The organism is Mesorhizobium sp. M0306 (assembly GCF_040321655.1).
In the GTDB taxonomy this organism is placed as follows: domain Bacteria; phylum Pseudomonadota; class Alphaproteobacteria; order Rhizobiales; family Rhizobiaceae; genus Mesorhizobium.
Map to the genome: position 1 here is coordinate 294875 of NZ_JAMYRY010000003.1, position 14868 is coordinate 309742.

At 61.3% G+C, this 14868-nt stretch carries 16 protein-coding genes; 12 read left to right on the top strand and 4 right to left on the bottom strand.

The genetic code is table 11. The annotated features are described in order from the left end of the window. Window positions 1-20 precede the first annotated feature (20 nt). On the bottom strand, window positions 21-539 hold the full coding sequence (locus NKI95_RS08295) for an A24 family peptidase (protein ID WP_023676930.1): 519 nt from the start codon (window positions 537-539) through the stop codon (window positions 21-23). Between the two features lie 161 nt (window positions 540-700). Further along, window positions 701-871: a Flp family type IVb pilin gene (locus NKI95_RS08300; RefSeq protein ID WP_023676929.1), complete on the bottom strand. Its 171-nt coding sequence runs from the start codon at window positions 869-871 to the stop codon at window positions 701-703. A gap of 346 nt (window positions 872-1217) precedes the next feature. Between NKI95_RS08300 and NKI95_RS08305 the strand changes: the two genes are divergently transcribed. The 3 genes from NKI95_RS08305 to NKI95_RS08315 all read left to right on the top strand — a co-directional run bounded on the left by NKI95_RS08305 (window position 1218) and on the right by NKI95_RS08315 (window position 3004). Further along, the gene (locus NKI95_RS08305; RefSeq protein WP_352715763.1) at window positions 1218-1640 is read left to right on the top strand and encodes a pilus assembly protein N-terminal domain-containing protein; all 423 of its coding nucleotides are present in this window, start codon (window positions 1218-1220) and stop codon (window positions 1638-1640) included. 152 nt (window positions 1641-1792) lie between these two features. Then, a complete protein-coding gene (locus NKI95_RS08310; protein WP_352464859.1) occupies window positions 1793-2353 on the top strand; it encodes a TadE/TadG family type IV pilus assembly protein in 561 nt (186 codons plus the stop codon). Window positions 2354-2383: 30 nt separating this feature from the next. Continuing rightward, window positions 2384-3004, top strand: coding sequence for a TadE/TadG family type IV pilus assembly protein (locus NKI95_RS08315; protein WP_352715766.1), 621 nt, complete (start codon window positions 2384-2386; stop codon window positions 3002-3004). 28 nt (window positions 3005-3032) lie between these two features. Here the strand turns inward: NKI95_RS08315 and NKI95_RS08320 are convergent, their stop codons facing one another. Then, window positions 3033-3956, bottom strand: coding sequence for a phosphate/phosphite/phosphonate ABC transporter substrate-binding protein (locus NKI95_RS08320; RefSeq protein WP_352715768.1), 924 nt, complete (start codon window positions 3954-3956; stop codon window positions 3033-3035). Between the two features lie 160 nt (window positions 3957-4116). On the opposite strand from NKI95_RS08320, the gene NKI95_RS08325 reads away from it, so the two are divergent. The 9 genes from NKI95_RS08325 to NKI95_RS08365 all read left to right on the top strand — a co-directional run bounded on the left by NKI95_RS08325 (window position 4117) and on the right by NKI95_RS08365 (window position 13666). After that, window positions 4117-5358 (top strand): phosphopentomutase, encoded by a 1242-nt coding sequence (locus tag NKI95_RS08325; protein WP_352715769.1) that lies wholly within the window; start codon window positions 4117-4119, stop codon window positions 5356-5358. Continuing rightward, a complete protein-coding gene (mutM, locus tag NKI95_RS08330) occupies window positions 5351-6241 on the top strand; it encodes a bifunctional DNA-formamidopyrimidine glycosylase/DNA-(apurinic or apyrimidinic site) lyase (protein WP_352715772.1) in 891 nt (296 codons plus the stop codon). The genes NKI95_RS08325 and mutM overlap by 8 nt, the downstream gene beginning before the upstream one ends. A 24-nt stretch (window positions 6242-6265) precedes the next feature. Continuing rightward, window positions 6266-7039, top strand: coding sequence for an enoyl-CoA hydratase (locus NKI95_RS08335; protein WP_352715774.1), 774 nt, complete (start codon window positions 6266-6268; stop codon window positions 7037-7039). 160 nt (window positions 7040-7199) lie between these two features. Beyond that, window positions 7200-7466 (top strand): 30S ribosomal protein S20, encoded by a 267-nt coding sequence (rpsT, locus tag NKI95_RS08340; protein WP_023676922.1) that lies wholly within the window; start codon window positions 7200-7202, stop codon window positions 7464-7466. Window positions 7467-8304: 838 nt separating this feature from the next. After that, a complete protein-coding gene (gene dnaA / locus NKI95_RS08345) occupies window positions 8305-9852 on the top strand; it encodes a chromosomal replication initiator protein DnaA (protein WP_376702025.1) in 1548 nt (515 codons plus the stop codon). Window positions 9853-10051: 199 nt separating this feature from the next. After that, a complete protein-coding gene (dnaN, locus tag NKI95_RS08350; RefSeq protein WP_352715776.1) occupies window positions 10052-11170 on the top strand; it encodes a DNA polymerase III subunit beta in 1119 nt (372 codons plus the stop codon). 26 nt (window positions 11171-11196) lie between these two features. Further along, on the top strand, window positions 11197-12345 hold the full coding sequence (recF, locus tag NKI95_RS08355) for a DNA replication/repair protein RecF (RefSeq protein WP_352715778.1): 1149 nt from the start codon (window positions 11197-11199) through the stop codon (window positions 12343-12345). A 74-nt stretch (window positions 12346-12419) separates the two neighbouring features. Beyond that, window positions 12420-13181: a molybdopterin-synthase adenylyltransferase MoeB gene (locus NKI95_RS08360; protein ID WP_352715781.1), complete on the top strand. Its 762-nt coding sequence runs from the start codon at window positions 12420-12422 to the stop codon at window positions 13179-13181. Next, window positions 13178-13666: a GNAT family N-acetyltransferase gene (locus NKI95_RS08365; protein WP_352715782.1), complete on the top strand. Its 489-nt coding sequence runs from the start codon at window positions 13178-13180 to the stop codon at window positions 13664-13666. The genes NKI95_RS08360 and NKI95_RS08365 overlap by 4 nt, the downstream gene beginning before the upstream one ends. 64 nt (window positions 13667-13730) lie before the next feature. Here the strand turns inward: NKI95_RS08365 and NKI95_RS08370 are convergent, their stop codons facing one another. After that, window positions 13731-14732 carry a 2-hydroxyacid dehydrogenase gene (locus NKI95_RS08370; protein WP_292654007.1) on the bottom strand — a complete coding sequence of 334 codons (1002 nt, stop codon included), beginning with the start codon at window positions 14730-14732 and terminating at the stop codon, window positions 13731-13733. Between the last annotated feature and the right edge of the window lie 136 nt (window positions 14733-14868).

Below are 14868 nucleotides of genomic sequence, written 5' to 3' on the forward strand. Positions count from 1 at the left end.
CCAACGGCATAAAGCGAAATTCAGCCCGCCAGCCTGGTAAGTGCCCAGGCCATCAACGGCGAGTCGGAATAGGTGAGCAGACCGCCAATGCCAAGCGCGATGCCGTACGGAACGCCGGTCGCCTCATCGGCGAAATGGCGCAGGAACGGATTGTGGCTTGTGACGGCGGCAAGCGGCGATTTTCGATAGGCGAGGATGGCTAGCGTCAGCAGGCCGCCGATGAATGTCGAGGCGACGAGGTACTCGATGAGATGGATGTTCAGTCCCATCCACATGGCAGTGGCGGCCAGAAGCTTGGCGTCGCCGCCGCCCATGCCGCCCAGCGCGAACAGGCCGAACGTCACCGCGAGAACCAGGCCGGCGGCGGCGAAATGCCAGCCATAGGTGGCCCAGTCCATGCCGGTCAAAGGTGCAACCAAGGCGAAGACAACCACAAGCAACACCGGCACGCGATTGGCGATCGTCATCGAAAGCATGTCCGAGATCGCGGCAAAAAGCATGCAGAACGGAAACACGACGAAGATCACGGCTTCAAGCATCAGCGCGCCTATGACCAAATTGCATCTGGCCCCCAGCCTAGTCCTATTCGATTAATGATTGACGAGGCCTAAATTTCAAATCACGCCGGGACTAAATAAGGGCCGCCAGTGCGGCGGCCCTTATTGCGGCCCTTATTTGAGAACAACCGAACCTGTTACGGTCAGCTACCGTTCACCTTAGTGGAGATGGCGGTGAACTTGGCGTTCAGCGAGTTGCCGAGCTGGCCGGCGCCGACCATGATGGCGAGTGCGATAAGAGCGGCGATCAGACCGTATTCGATAGCGGTCGCGCCGGATTCGTCCTTCACAAAACGTGCGATGAGGTTAGACATTCGAGCTCCTACTCCAATTGTTACAGCACTTCCGTCAACTTCTCTTGGTGGTTGATCGGATGCTGCAAATCTAAGGAGAAGCTGTTTCAATCGGCTTAATAAACAGGCTTACCGATTCCTTTCCCGCTTCGACGACATTGCGTGGTTAACCCAGAACTAAAATACCCGCCGCTGGGCCCACGGGCTGACAAAAGGGCGCAAAAGGCGCAATTCGGCAAAGACGTTCCAGCCGTGCCGGCTGAGCCCAAATACCGGTTCCGGCTTAATCCTGAACTCCAGCCGCTTAACGGTTGGTTCACCAATCTCGTTCATGTTCTGTTGAACAGTTTGCCAGGGGAGCGCCTCAATGGCCGGGCCGAGATCATCATTTCCAGTTGCCGTGCTTTTTGCCGCAGCGGCTTTCGCCGTTCCAGCCAAGGCCGGCGCCGGCATCGAGGTGACGATGAACCAGGCAAAGATTATCAAATTGTCGCGCGCCGCCGATACGATTGTCGTCGGCAATCCGGCGATCGCCGACGCCTCCGTGCAGGACGCATCGACGATCGTACTGACCGGCAAGGGATTTGGTGTCACCAATCTCGTCGTCCTCGACCAGGAGGGCAACCCGATCGTCGATGAGCAAATAACCGTCGTGCGCCAGGCAGCGTCGTCGGTGCGCATCTATCGGCGTTCCGAAGTACAGACCATGTCCTGCGCGCCATATTGCGAAAGCTCGTATAAGAGCGATGCCGAGAAGGCCTCTGAAGCCGAAATGAGCGCCGGGCATTAGCTAGCCGACGTCTCCGCCTTTGGCGGGAACGTGCTTCGGTTATCGCCGGGTTAAGGCCTTCCCGTTGAATTTAACGGTCATTCCAACCGGACTTCAATCGGTTCCGACTAAGGGTGGGACCGATACAGAAGCGGCATCGGCGTGTAGAGAACATGAGCAAGGCAGGACGAGCAGGTTTTCCCGGACGGTTTTTGGGCGACCGACGCGGAAGCACGGCGATCGAATTCGCCATGCTTGCAATTCCTTTCGCGCTTCTTGTCTTCGCCATCCTGGAGAGCTGCATTTCTTTTGCCGCACAGGAAGTGATGGCAAACGCCACAGACGACATCGCGCGCCAACTGCGTACCGGCCAACTAAGACCGGCCGATGTGTCCGGGACCAAGCTGCGGGACATGATCTGCACAAAATTGGAGATCATGGTTGCCAGCACCTGTCCCGGATTGCTGGTGGATTTGCGCGAATATCCGACCTTCGCCGATGCGGCGCTGGCCGGTTTCAAGATCCAGGATGGCGATGTCGTGCTGACCAAGGGCACGAGCACACAGACCTTCACCGTCGCACCTGGCCTGGCGGAGTCGAGAAACATGCTGCGGGTTTTTTACAAATGGCCGGTGATGACCGACTTCATGGCCAAATCGATGGCCAACCTGAAGGACGGCAAAACGCTGCATTTTGCTTCGATCACTTGGCAGAACGAGCCGTTCGACAACTGAACCACGTAGTCGCTTGAAAAGGGCAAAGCCATGATTCGTGCGGGGGCACAGCTGGGCATCGCAGGGATTTGTACAAGAGTAGTCCGGCTTTGCTCGGACCGCCGCGGTATTGCGGCTGTCGAGTTTGCCCTCATCGTGCCTGTCCTGTTGATCATGTACTTTATGACAATGGAGGCCTCGCAAGCCATCGAGACCAGCAAGAAGGTCAGCCGCATCGGCAGCATGGTAGCGGACCTCGTCACGCAGCAGCAGACCATCAAGGCGGCCGATGTCGATGCCATCATGGCGATCGGCAGTTCCACGCTTCAGCCCTACAACCGCTCGAAACCGAAGATCATTATCACGGCGATACAGGTGACGAACGAGACGACGCCGAAAGTCCTGGTCGTGTGGTCGCGCAAAGTGGTCGATGCTGTCTCTAGCGTCGACGCCGTCAAGGATTCCACCACAACGGTCCCGAGCGCGCTCAAGATCAAAGGCACTTTCCTCATTCGGGTCGAAAGCGATCTCGCCTACAAGCCAATCATCACCTGGTCGGCGGACGGCCAAAGCCGGTTCGGGTTGAGTTCGGTCTTCAATTCGATATCGATGGCGGAAACTTATTATCTGCGGCCGCGCCGGAGCCCGACCATTCCGTGTAGCGATTGCTGACGCCTGAAGCCCGCCAACCGGGCTGTTGCTAATGCTTGCGACCGCGGGCCGAGACTAGGCGCACGATGGCCGCAGCCAGCACATAGTCCCTCGGACCGGCAACGGCGAACCCGCCGGAGTGTCTCTGCTCCAGAAGATCGTAAATGTCCGGCGCGGTTGATCTGAGATTGGTGAGAAACACGGTGAGCCGGCGCTTGGCTTCGGGGTCCAGATCGCTGCGGACGGCATGCGGTCCATATCTCAGCAGGCCTGACGTCCAGACGACCTGAAGCGCCGATTTCGAGAACCCTGCGGCCTCGAGCCTCGCCACCGTGCCGCCAGGAGGATTTGGCAGTCCGTCGGCCACAGCCGGCATCCAGCCGAATATCGCATCGGCCACGCCGTCGACCAGCATCGCTTCAGCTGCGGCAGCCGAATTGGCGTGGGTCAAAAACGGTGCATCTTCCGCCACCTTGACCCCGTCCGCAGCCAGCCCGGCAAGCGGCAGCAGAGCACCGACGCTGTCGGAAGGCGCCATGACGACCCGATGGGCTGCCATGGCCGTAAGATCGGGAACCCTCCCGTCGCGCGCCAGCAGAACGGAACGGATGCCGCTGGCGCCGTCGGAATCGAGCGGCGCCGCGAGAGGCTCGACACATCCGCACCGTTCGGAGACCGTGGCGTAGGCGGATGCCGAATAGATGGCATATTCGATCCGCGCATTGGCCTGCGCCTCGATCAACGCCGCATAGTCGCGGGCAACGACAAACTCCACCTTCATTCCGAGTGCTTTGGTATAGGCGTCGGTCAGCAGCGCGAGACCTGGAACAGTGTTGCCGGCGCCGGGCTCGGCAACGATACCGATACGGAACGTTCCGATAACATCGCGCCAATCGGCGCGCGCCAGGTTTGCGCAAGATGCATCCAGCAGCAAAGCCAGTACGGCAGCGAATGCTTTCAGGGCAGGCCTCATGCGAGCTCCACGCCGCGCATTTCCATCGGCAGATCGACCATGCCGCGATTCGTCTCTCCCGGACCAGCACGCCAAGCCGTGCTGTTTGGGTTTCCGAATTGCCAATGGCGGCGCGGAACCCTATGTCTGAGCCAACACACAGGCAATGATGAACCTTTCGATGGCACGCGCCTTCCTTTTTGTCCTTGACTCTTTCGGCATCGGCGGCGCGGCCGATGCCGAACGCTATGGCGACACCGGCTCCAACACGTTCGCACACATCGTGCGGGCCTGCGCGGAAGGCCGCGCCGATCGCGAAGGCTTGCGTGACGGACCCCTTCTCGTACCAAACATGCTCGCGCTCGGCCTCGGCCAGGCCGCGGCAACGGCGACGGATTTCAGGTTCGAGAATGGCGGCAGTGCCCCGCTTGCCGCCGCCTTTCACGGCGCGGCCCAAGAGGTTTCGAGCGGCAAGGACACGCCATCGGGGCATTGGGAAATAGCCGGCCTGCCGGTCCGTTTCGACTGGGGTTACTTCCCCGACACGATTCCCGCTTTTCCGGCCGAGTTGACCGAAGCAATGGTGCGTGAAGGGAAGGTGCCCGGCATCCTCGGCGATTGCCATGCTCCGGGCACCGAGATCATCGAACGGTTCGGTGAAGACCATATTCGCACCGGCAAACCGATCTGTTACACCTCGATCGACTCCGTCCTGCAGATCGCCGCGCATGAGGTCCATTTCGGCCTGGAACGGCTTTACGAGTTCTGCAAAGTGGTGCGCAGGCTCGTCGATCCGCTGAATATCGGCCGCGTCATCGCACGGCCGTTTATCGGTGAAACCGCCGCCACGTTCGAGCGAACGCATAATCGTCGCGACTATGCCGTACCGCCGCCGGAACCGACGCTGCTCGACCGGCTGACGGCGCGCGGCAGCCGGGTTATCGCGGTCGGCAAGATCGGCGACATTTTCGCCCATCGGGGGATCTCGGAAGTTCGCAAGGCTGCCGGCAACATGGCGATGTTCGACAAAGCGCTTGGTGCCATGGAAGACGCCCGCGACGGCGACCTCGTCTTCGCGAATTTTGTCGACTTCGACACCGAGTTCGGGCATCGGCGCGACGTTGCGGGGTATGCCGCCGCACTCGAAGCTTTCGACCGGCGCCTGCCCGAGGCATTCGCAGGGCTGAGGCCAGGCGATCTGCTCATTTTGACCGCCGATCACGGCAACGATCCGACGTGGCGCGGCACCGACCACACGCGCGAGCGTATTCCGGTTATCGGGACACGGCCGGGTTTCAAAGGCGCAGACATCGGACTGAGGACAACTTTTGCCGACATCGGCGAAACCGTGGCCGAACATCTCGGGCTGGCGCGCGGCCGTCACGGCACCTCCTTCCATGCCACGATAGGTGGCCATGCCTGAGCTGCCGGAGGTCGAGACAGTCAGGCGCGGTCTGCAGCCGGCCCTTGAAGGTGCCCGCATTGTCGGTGTCGAGGCACGCCGGCCGGATTTGCGGTTTCCGTTCCCCGAGAGATTTTCGGAGCGGCTGACCGGCAAGACGATTGCGGCGCTCGGCCGCCGTGCCAAATATCTGACGATGCACGTGGACAACGGCCCGGTTCTGATCTGCCATCTCGGCATGTCGGGGTCGTTTCGCATCGAAACGGCCGACGAGAGCGCAACGCCCGGCGCGTTCCACTACGAACGTTCGAAAAACACCGCTCACGATCACGTCGTCTTCGATATCGTATCACCTGCCGGCGTCCGCTCTCGCGTGATCTTCAACGACCCGCGCCGCTTCGGCTTTATGCTGTTTTCGGAAGGCGAGCCCGACATGCATCCGATGCTGGCGGGATTAGGCGTCGAGCCTACGGGCAATGCCCTGGATGGCGCGCTGCTCGCTTCGTTGCTGAAAGGCCGCAAGTCACCGCTGAAAGCGGCACTTCTGGACCAACGGCTGATCGCCGGGCTAGGCAATATCTACGTCTCGGAAGCGCTTTGGCGGGCAGGCCTGTCGCCGCTGCGCGAAGCGGGCACCCTCGCGAGAGCCGGCAAGAAAGCCAAAGAGCAGAGCGAAAGCCTGGCCGAAGCAATCCGCTCGGTCGTCGCCGATGCGATCGCCGCCGGCGGCTCGTCGTTGCGCGATTTTATGCAGACAGATGGATCGTTGGGCTACTTCCAGCATTCTTTCGCGGTGTACGACCGCGAGGGCGAAGCCTGTTCCAAGCCTGGTTGTCGCGGCCACATCGAGCGTATCGTGCAAAGCGGTCGCTCGACTTTCCACTGCCGAACCTGTCAGGCTTGAACCAGAAGCGAGGAGGAGCAAAGCATGGGCTACGAAACCATCGTCGTCGAAACCCGCGGCAAGGTCGGGCTGATTACGCTGAACCGGCCGCAGGCGCTCAATGCGCTGAATTCACAAGTGCTGGCGGAACTGGTCGCGTCGGTGAACAGCATGGGCGCAAATGCCGACATCGGCGCCATGGTCATCACTGGTTCGGACAAGGCTTTCGCGGCAGGTGCAGATATCAAGGAAATGCAGTCGATCTCCTATGTGGATGCCTATCTGCAGGATTTCTTCGTCGGCTGGGAAGAATTTACGCGGGCACGAAAGCCGATCATCGCGGCGGTGGCGGGCTATGCGCTGGGCGGCGGCTGCGAACTGGCGATGATGTGCGATTTCATCATCGCCGCCGACACCGCCAAGTTTGGCCAACCCGAGATTACGCTGGGCGTCATGCCTGGCATGGGCGGATCGCAGCGCCTGACCCGCTTCGTCGGCAAGTCGAAGGCGATGGATATGTGCCTGACGGGGCGGATGATGGACGCAGCCGAGGCCGAGCGTTCCGGCCTGGTCTCGCGCGTGGTGCCAGCCGGCGAGTTGATCGAGGAAGCGCTTAAGGCAGCGGCCAAGATTGCTAGTTTTTCCTTGCCGTCGGTGATGATGGCAAAGGAGGCCATCAACCGCGCCTATGAGACGACGCTCACCGAGGGTCTGCGGTTCGAGCGCCGGCTGTTTCATTCGCTGTTTGCGCTGGATGACCAGAAGGAAGGCATGGCGGCCTTCACCGGCAAGCGGAAGCCGAATTTCACGAACCGATGAGATGACGAAGGCGCCGGTCAAAAAGAAAGCGCTGCAGCGTTGACGCGCCGGAAAAGCTGAACTATAAGCCGCACCAACCGAGGCGGCCCTGTGGCTGCCCGTTTGTTTTTTGCGCCCTGCGGTATCCCGCAAGCGCCCACCAGATCAGAAGAGAGGCACCATGGCCAATACCTCCTCGGCCAAAAAGGCAACGCGCAAGATCGCCCGTCGCGCAGCGATCAACAAGAACCGCCGCTCCCGCGTCCGGACCTACATCCGCCAGGTCGAAGAGGCGCTCGCGGCTGGCGACAAGGCGGCCGCACAGGCTGCCTTCAAGGTGGCCGAGCCGGAATTGATGCGCGCCGCGACCAAGGGCGTGGTGCACAAGAACACGGCATCGCGCAAGGTGTCGCGGCTGGCCCAACGGGTCAAGGTGCTGTCAGCCTAATATATCCATTCCTGAACTGCGCTTCTTCAAACCCGGCCAATCGGCCGGGTTTTTTCGTTTGCCGGCAAGTACTTAAAAGAAAGCCCGCAAAACGGCGCTCCGCGAGCATTTCAAAGTTCGAAATGCTTTGCCGGCATATACATGCCCGCTCATATTCGGAGCCTCCGAAACCGCCAATACGAAAATTTCCGAGCGTCACAGATTACCGTTTCTTTTCAGAAGCTTACCGATGGTGATCCACAGCTTGTTCACATCAGCTGCAGCCGATAGGCGACAATTGGCTGTCAAGTGAATTATTTCAGAAAATTTCGCGTTGTGTGGCCTTTTTCATATTCGCCGGAAAAGGGTTTGAATCACAATGGCTTTGTCAAAATCAACTGTTGCAGCATGGCGTTCGAAACGTCCCTTGCTAGTCAGATTCCTTAAAAATCCGTTAGGGGTGGCCTTGCCCTATCCACAGCGATTTCGGTAATGTCTGTCCATCGAAGGGACGGGCCCTTGGCCCTTGACCAGCCTGAAACCGGCCAGCTCGAATTGGCAGAGTTTACAGCGCGGATTCAACTCCGCGGACGGGGTTGGTTTGTCTTTTCGATACGGTAGGGGACTGGCGTAATTGTACATGGCAGGTCGACGGTGCGCCGGCGGTTTTTCGCCGGACGGCATTTTGTTGCCCTGACATGACCAAAGCGGATCGGCTCTTCGGCGCCGGACCGACAAGGAGGCGATTCATCAGCCGGCGGCGGCGATGGTGTCGCAGCGAAGACACGGTCGCCGGAAACATGGATGCAGGAGGCGCATCCCCGGCGGAAAACAGGTACAAGAGACAAGGAACTCGATCATGCAGAGCGGCGGCATCGAAAGGGAGCTTACAGGCGACCTCCCATTTCCTGGAACGTTAATCGGAAGGAACGACATGGCGGCTTCCAATGAAGCTGAACAGAAGTTCGATCGGGTCAAGGCCCAGCTAAAGGCGCGTCTGGGAACCGAGGTCTATTCGAGCTGGTTCGGGCGCATGAAGGTCGCTGAATCCTCCAAGGGCATTGTTCGCATCTCGGTGCCAACCGCATTCCTGCGTTCATGGATCAACGGCCACTATCTCGATCTCATCACCGAGTTGTGGAAGCACGAGGATCCGGAGATCCTCAAGATCGAGATCGTCGTTCGTACCGCCACACGCCAGGGCCGCAACAGCGTCGAGCCAGAAGTGGCCCCGGCGCGCAAGATGACCAGGCAGACGCAAACCGCGCTCTCTGCCGGCACGGCGAGCCCCAGCAGGGTCGAACGGGTCCCGGCACCCCGCCCGGGGATGCCGGCAGAGACCGAGTTCCGGCACAATGTGCTCGGTTCGCCGCTCGATCCACGCTACACTTTCACCTCCTTCATCGAAGGACCATCGAACCGAGTGGCTTTTGCCGCCGCCAAGGCGGTCGCGGAATCGCAGTCGAGCGCGGTGCGTTTCAATCCGCTCTTTCTTCACGCGACGGTCGGGCTGGGCAAAACGCATCTGTTGCAGGCCATCGCCGCAGAATCGCTGAAGCAGAATCCGAAATCGCGGGTCGTCTATCTGACGGCTGAGTATTTCATGTGGCGGTTCGCCACCGCGATCCGTGACAACAACGCACTGACGCTGAAAGAACAGCTGCGCGACATCGACCTCCTCATCATCGACGACATGCAGTTCCTGCAGGGCAAGTCGATCCAGCACGAATTCTGCCATTTGATCAACATGCTGCTCGACAGCGCCAAGCAAGTGGTGGTCGCTGCCGACCGGCCGCCGTCGGAATTGGAGTCGCTGGAGCCACGCGTCCGCTCGCGCCTCAATGGCGGCGTCGCGTTGGAAATGTCAGCCCCGGATTTCGCCATGCGCATCGGTATGCTCAAGCTCAGGCTGGCCACCGCCAAGCTCGACGATGCGTCGCTCGATATTTCCGAAGAGATCCTCAACCACGTCGCCCGCACGGTGACCGGCAGCGGGCGCGAGCTCGAAGGTGCCTTCAACCAGCTTTTGTTTCGCCAATCCTTCGAACCGCAGATCACCATCGACCGCATCGACGAGATCCTCGGCCACATCTATCGTTCGGGCGAGCCCAAGCGGGTGCGTATCGAGGACATCCAGCGCATCGTCGCGCGCCACTACAACGTGTCGAAGACCGAACTTCTGTCCAACCGGCGCACACGCACCATTGTCAAGCCACGGCAAGTCGCCATGTATCTGTCGAAGGTGATGACGCCGCGCTCGCTGCCGGAGATCGGGCGGCGGTTCGGCGGCCGTGACCATACGACCGTGCTGCATGCGGTGCGCAAGATCGAGGATCTTTCCGGTGCCGACAACACACTGGCGCAGGAACTCGAATTGCTGAGAAGGCTGATCAACGACCAGGCCTGACGGCCCGAAAAACCCCGGCTCGCGGACTTCGGCCTTTTTATCCCCAGAAAGCCCGCGCAGCCGGCCCGAACCGGTGGCGCGGGCTTGCGTTTGCCGGGTTTTTCCTGTCAGTTTACGCAGATTCTGAGCCTGTTCAGACCTTTCGCGGGGCGCCGCTTGCCGGAGACCCGTTCATTCATTCAAGCGAGCCTGTTTCGTCATGCGTGTTATCCTGGAACGGTCAAATCTCCTGAAGTCGCTCAACCATGTTCACCGCGTGGTCGAGCGGCGCAACACCATTCCGATCCTGTCGAACGTGCTGCTCAGCGCCGAGGGGGCCAGCCTTGAAATGAAGGCGACCGACCTCGACCTGGAGGTGACCGAAGCAACGCCGGCAAAGGTCGAACGTGGCGGGGCGACGACGGTCCCGGCGCATCTGCTCTACGACATCGTGCGCAAGCTTGCCGACGGCGCGGAGGTGGCGCTGAAGACCGACGAAGACGGCAACGCCATGACGGTGACGTCGGGGCGCTCGAGCTTCCGCCTGCAATGCCTGCCGCAGTCCGACTTTCCCGAGCTTTCAGCCGGGTCGTTCTCGCATATTTTCCGGCTCGATTCCGTTGGACTAAAGGGCCTCATCGAAAAGACCCAGTTCGCCATCTCGACCGAGGAGACGCGCTATTATCTGAACGGCATCTATCTGCACACGCACGAGGCCGGCGGCAAGCTGAAGCTGCGCTCGGTCGCGACCGACGGCCACCGGCTAGCGCGCGCCGAGATCGATGCGCCGGCAGGCTCTGAGGGCATGCCTGGCGTCATCATCCCGCGAAAGACGGTCAGTGAGCTGCAAAAGCTGGTCGACGATCCCGATGTTGCAGTGACCACCGAGCTGTCGGACACCAAGATCCGTTTCACCATCGGCAGCGTCATCTTGACCTCCAAGCTGATCGACGGCACTTTCCCGGACTACCAGCGCGTCATTCCGACCGGCAACGACAAGAAGCTGATTATCGATCGTCAGAGTTTCGCGGCTGCCGTCGATCGCGTTTCGACCATTTCGTCCGAACGCGGCCGGGCGGTGAAACTTTCGATCGCCGAAGGGCAGGTCACGCTTGCGGACAACAACCCGGATTCGGGCAGTGCCACCGAGGAACTGGCGGCCGACTATTCGTCCGATCCGATCGAAATCGGCTTCAACGCCAAATACCTGCTCGACGTTGCCGCGCAACTGACCGGCACGGAGGCGAAGTTCATGCTGGCGGATGCCGGTTCCCCGACGCTGATCCACGACATGGCCGACGAGACCGCGCTCTACGTGCTGATGCCGATGCGGGTGTAGGGCCCGAACGGGGCCATCTTGCTGTCGTGACCAGATCTGCAAAACCGCAGCAGACCTACATAAGTAAGCTCACACTTACGAATTTCCGCAACTATGCGGCGTTGGCAATCGACCTTGATCCCGGCGCTGTGGTTTTCTCCGGCGACAATGGCGCCGGCAAGACCAATCTGCTTGAAGCGATCTCGCTGCTCACGCCAGGCCGCGGCCTGCGCCGCGCACCCTATGCCGAGGTGGCGCGCGAAGGCGGCGACGGTGGCTTTGCGCTGCATGCTCGGCTTGACGGGCCGGAAGGCCAGGTCGAGATCGGTACCGGGATACCGGGCAGCGACGGCGAAGGCGGCAGGCGGGTGCGGATCAACGGCGCGGCGGCACGCTCAGCCGAAGACATGCTGGAATGGCTGCGCGTGGTCTGGCTGACACCGGCCATGGACGGCCTGTTCCCCGGGCCGGCGGCCGATCGTCGGCGCTTCCTCGACCGGCTGGTACTGGCGATCGATCCCAGCCACGGCCAGCGCGCGCTTGACTACGAAAAGGCAATGCGCGGCCGCAACAGACTGCTCGCCGACGGTTCGCGCGACGGTGCCTGGTTCGATGCGATCGAGATGCAAATGGCCGAGACTGGCGTGGCAATTGCCGCGGCGCGTGCCGAACTGGTGCGCCTGCTCGCCGCCATGATCGACCGGCTGCCCGGCGACGGACCGTTTCCGCAAGCCGATATCGGCATCTCGGGCGAACTGGAAGGCGAAATCGGTATTTTGCCGGCCGTCGACGTAGAGGAACGGTTCCGTCGCGCGCTTGCCCAGGGGCGCGACCGCGACCGCACCGCCGGACGCACGCTCGACGGCCCGCACCGTTCCGACCTCGTGGTGCGCCACCGGCCCAAGGCGATGCCGGCCGAGCTCTGTTCGACCGGCGAGCAGAAGGCGCTGCTGGTCGGCATTGTCTTGTCACATGCGCGGCTAACCGGCGAAATATCGGGCATGACGCCGATCCTGCTGCTCGACGAGATTGCCGCCCATCTCGACGGCGGTCGACGGGCGGCCTTGTTCTCGATCCTGGAGGAACTGAACTGCCAGGCCTTCATGACCGGGACCGATGCCGCGTTGTTTGACAGCCTCAAGGGACGCGCGCAATTCCTGACCGTCGATCACGGCACAGTCAGGCCGACCATTTGAACTTGGTTCATGGCGCACTTCTGAGCGGCATGCATGGCGCTGACAAGCTTTCTCCTCCGCTATATGGTCCGGCGATGATCACAGCCGCCCTCACCGATGAAGAGCTCGAACGCTACGCCCGCCATATCGTGCTGCCCGAAATCGGCGGCGCCGGCCAGCAGCGGCTGAAGCGGGCGCGGGTGCTGGTCATCGGCGCCGGCGGATTGGGAGCGCCGGTGCTCGAATATCTCGCCGCCGCAGGGATTGGCACTCTGGGTATCGTCGACGACGACATCGTTTCGCTTTCCAACCTGCAACGACAAGTGATCCACGCCACGGGCGATGTCGGCATAGCGAAAACCGACAGCGCCAGAGCGGCGATCATCCGCATCAATCCAAACGTCGTCGTGGAAGAGCACAATTTCAGGCTGACCGTGGACAACGCCCCTGCTCTCATCGCCCGTTATGACATCGTCGTTGACGGCTCCGACAATTTCGAGACACGCTACGCGGTGGCCGACGCCTGCGCCGCCGAGAGCCGGCCGCTCGTGCATGCCGCCGTTGGCCGCTTCGACGGCTCGGTCACCGTGCTGAAGCCGTTCGAAACCGGCCCGGACGGCACGTTGAACCCAAGCTACCGCGATCTCTTTCCCGAGGCGCCGCCGCCGGGACTGGTGCCGTCCTGCGCGGTGGCCGGCATTGTCGGCGCGCTGACCGGGGTCATCGGCACGCTGCAAGCAATGGAAGCGATCAAGCTGATCACCGGGATTGGCGAGCCGCTGGTCGGACGACTGCTGCTCTACGATGCGCTGGCGGCACGCTTCGACACGATCCGCTACAAGCGAACCAACCGGTGAGCCTGCCTGCCGACGTTTCCATCGTGCAGCTTGCGGCCGATTTCGACCGTTGGGACGAGGTCTTGGCACTTGTCCTGCGCGCCTTCGCCTTCATGGACGGGGTTATTGACCCGCCGTCCTCGGCGCATCGGCTCACCGTCGAAAATATCAGGGCTAAAGCGATCGAGGAGACAGCATTCCTGGCGCTGAAGCAAAGCGAGATCGTCGGTTGCGTCTTCGTCCTGAAGCGCGCAGACGACCTCTATATTGGAAAGCTCGCGGTCGAGCCGGCTCTTCAGGGACAAGGCGTTGGAAAACGGCTGATGCAGGCCGTCGAAGATCTTGCCCGTAGCCACAACAGGACCGCCATCGAGCTCCAGACCCGGATCGAGCTGATAGGAAATCACGCAGCCTTTGCCCGCCTCGGTTTTCGTGAAACCGAACAGACAGCGCACAAGGGCTACGACCGGCCGACCTCAATCACTATGCGCAAGGTGCTTTCGTAAGCCAACATTATCCAAAGACGAACGCGTGGTTGCCGCGGCAAGACCATGCCGGCATGATGGCAGGTCACGCCCGCAGCGGCAGCACGCGGTCGGGCGGGCGATGACCGTCGAAGAAGGCGCGGATGTTGATGATCACCTTCTCGCCCATGTCGATACGGCCTTCGAGCGTCGCCGAACCCATATGCGGCAACAGCACGACCTTGCCTTTGTGGGCGAGCTTCAGCAGCTTGCTGTTCAGCGCCGGCTCGTGCTCGTAGACGTCGAGGCCGGCGCCGGCGATCTTGCCGTCATGGATGAGCTTGACTAGCGATTCCTCATCGATGATATCACCGCGCGCGGTGTTGACTATGTAAGCTGACGGTTGCAGAAGCGCCAGCCGCCGTGCCGACAGCAGATGAAAAGTTGCCGGTGTCGATGGGCAATTGACCGAGATAATGTCCATGCGGGCGAGCATCTGGTCGAGGCTTTCCCAATACGTCGCTTCCAACTCGTCTTCGATTGCCGGCAGCACCCGGTGGCGGTTGTGGTAGTGGATCGAGAGGCCAAAGGCCTTGGCGCGCCTGGCGACGGCAGTGCCGATGCGACCCATGCCGACAATGCCGAGCCGTTTGCCCCAGATGCGCCGGCCGAGCATCCAGGTCGGCGACCAGCCCGCCCATTTCTTGTCGCCGGTCAGCACGTTGGCGCCTTCGGCCAGCCGCCGCGGCACCGCCAGCATCAGCGCCATGGTCATGTCGGCCGTATCTTCGGTCAACACGTTCGGCGTGTTGGTGACGGTGATCCCTTTCTTGGCCGCTGCCGCAACGTCGATCTTGTCGACGCCATTGCCGAAATTGGCGATCAGCTTGAGGTTGTCGCCGGCCTGGGCAATCAGCGCCGCGTCGATATTGTCGGTCACGGTCGGCACCAGCACGTCGGCCTCCTTGACCGCCGCCACCAGTTCCGGCTGCGTCATCGGCCTGTCCTCGACATTCAAGCGGGCGTCGAACAACTCGCGCATGCGGGTCTCGACTGGGTCGGGCAACTTGCGCGTGATGACGACGAGGGGCTTCTTCTTGCCTACCATTGTTTCCTCGAACCCGATCTCGTTGAGACCTCTTTAACCAAGAACGGCGAAACTGAGAGCCGATCGCGGTACTGGTCATCCATGTAACAAGCGGTTCCGCCGAAGACAAAGAAAAAGGGGCGAAGGCCGATGGGCC

What these genes read in the sequence shown, in the direction of transcription:
- NKI95_RS08325 (WP_352715769.1), top strand. Translation starts at nt 4,117, where the DNA reads ATGGCACGCGCCTTCCTTTTTGTCCTTGACTCTTTCGGCATCGGCGGC.
- NKI95_RS08335 (WP_352715774.1), top strand. Translation starts at nt 6,266, where the DNA reads ATGGGCTACGAAACCATCGTCGTCGAAACCCGCGGCAAGGTCGGGCTG.
- rpsT (WP_023676922.1), top strand. Translation starts at nt 7,200, where the DNA reads ATGGCCAATACCTCCTCGGCCAAAAAGGCAACGCGCAAGATCGCCCGT.
- dnaA (WP_376702025.1), top strand. Translation starts at nt 8,305, where the DNA reads ATGCAGAGCGGCGGCATCGAAAGGGAGCTTACAGGCGACCTCCCATTT.
- NKI95_RS08310 (WP_352464859.1), top strand. Translation starts at nt 1,793, where the DNA reads ATGAGCAAGGCAGGACGAGCAGGTTTTCCCGGACGGTTTTTGGGCGAC.
- dnaN (WP_352715776.1), top strand. Translation starts at nt 10,052, where the DNA reads ATGCGTGTTATCCTGGAACGGTCAAATCTCCTGAAGTCGCTCAACCAT.
- NKI95_RS08305 (WP_352715763.1), top strand. Translation starts at nt 1,218, where the DNA reads ATGGCCGGGCCGAGATCATCATTTCCAGTTGCCGTGCTTTTTGCCGCA.
- NKI95_RS08315 (WP_352715766.1), top strand. Translation starts at nt 2,384, where the DNA reads ATGATTCGTGCGGGGGCACAGCTGGGCATCGCAGGGATTTGTACAAGA.
- NKI95_RS08370 (WP_292654007.1), bottom strand. Translation starts at nt 14,732, where the DNA reads ATGGTAGGCAAGAAGAAGCCCCTCGTCGTCATCACGCGCAAGTTGCCC.
- NKI95_RS08300 (WP_023676929.1), bottom strand. Translation starts at nt 871, where the DNA reads ATGTCTAACCTCATCGCACGTTTTGTGAAGGACGAATCCGGCGCGACC.
- NKI95_RS08360 (WP_352715781.1), top strand. Translation starts at nt 12,420, where the DNA reads ATGATCACAGCCGCCCTCACCGATGAAGAGCTCGAACGCTACGCCCGC.
- mutM (WP_352715772.1), top strand. Translation starts at nt 5,351, where the DNA reads ATGCCTGAGCTGCCGGAGGTCGAGACAGTCAGGCGCGGTCTGCAGCCG.
- NKI95_RS08320 (WP_352715768.1), bottom strand. Translation starts at nt 3,956, where the DNA reads ATGAGGCCTGCCCTGAAAGCATTCGCTGCCGTACTGGCTTTGCTGCTG.
- NKI95_RS08295 (WP_023676930.1), bottom strand. Translation starts at nt 539, where the DNA reads ATGCTTGAAGCCGTGATCTTCGTCGTGTTTCCGTTCTGCATGCTTTTT.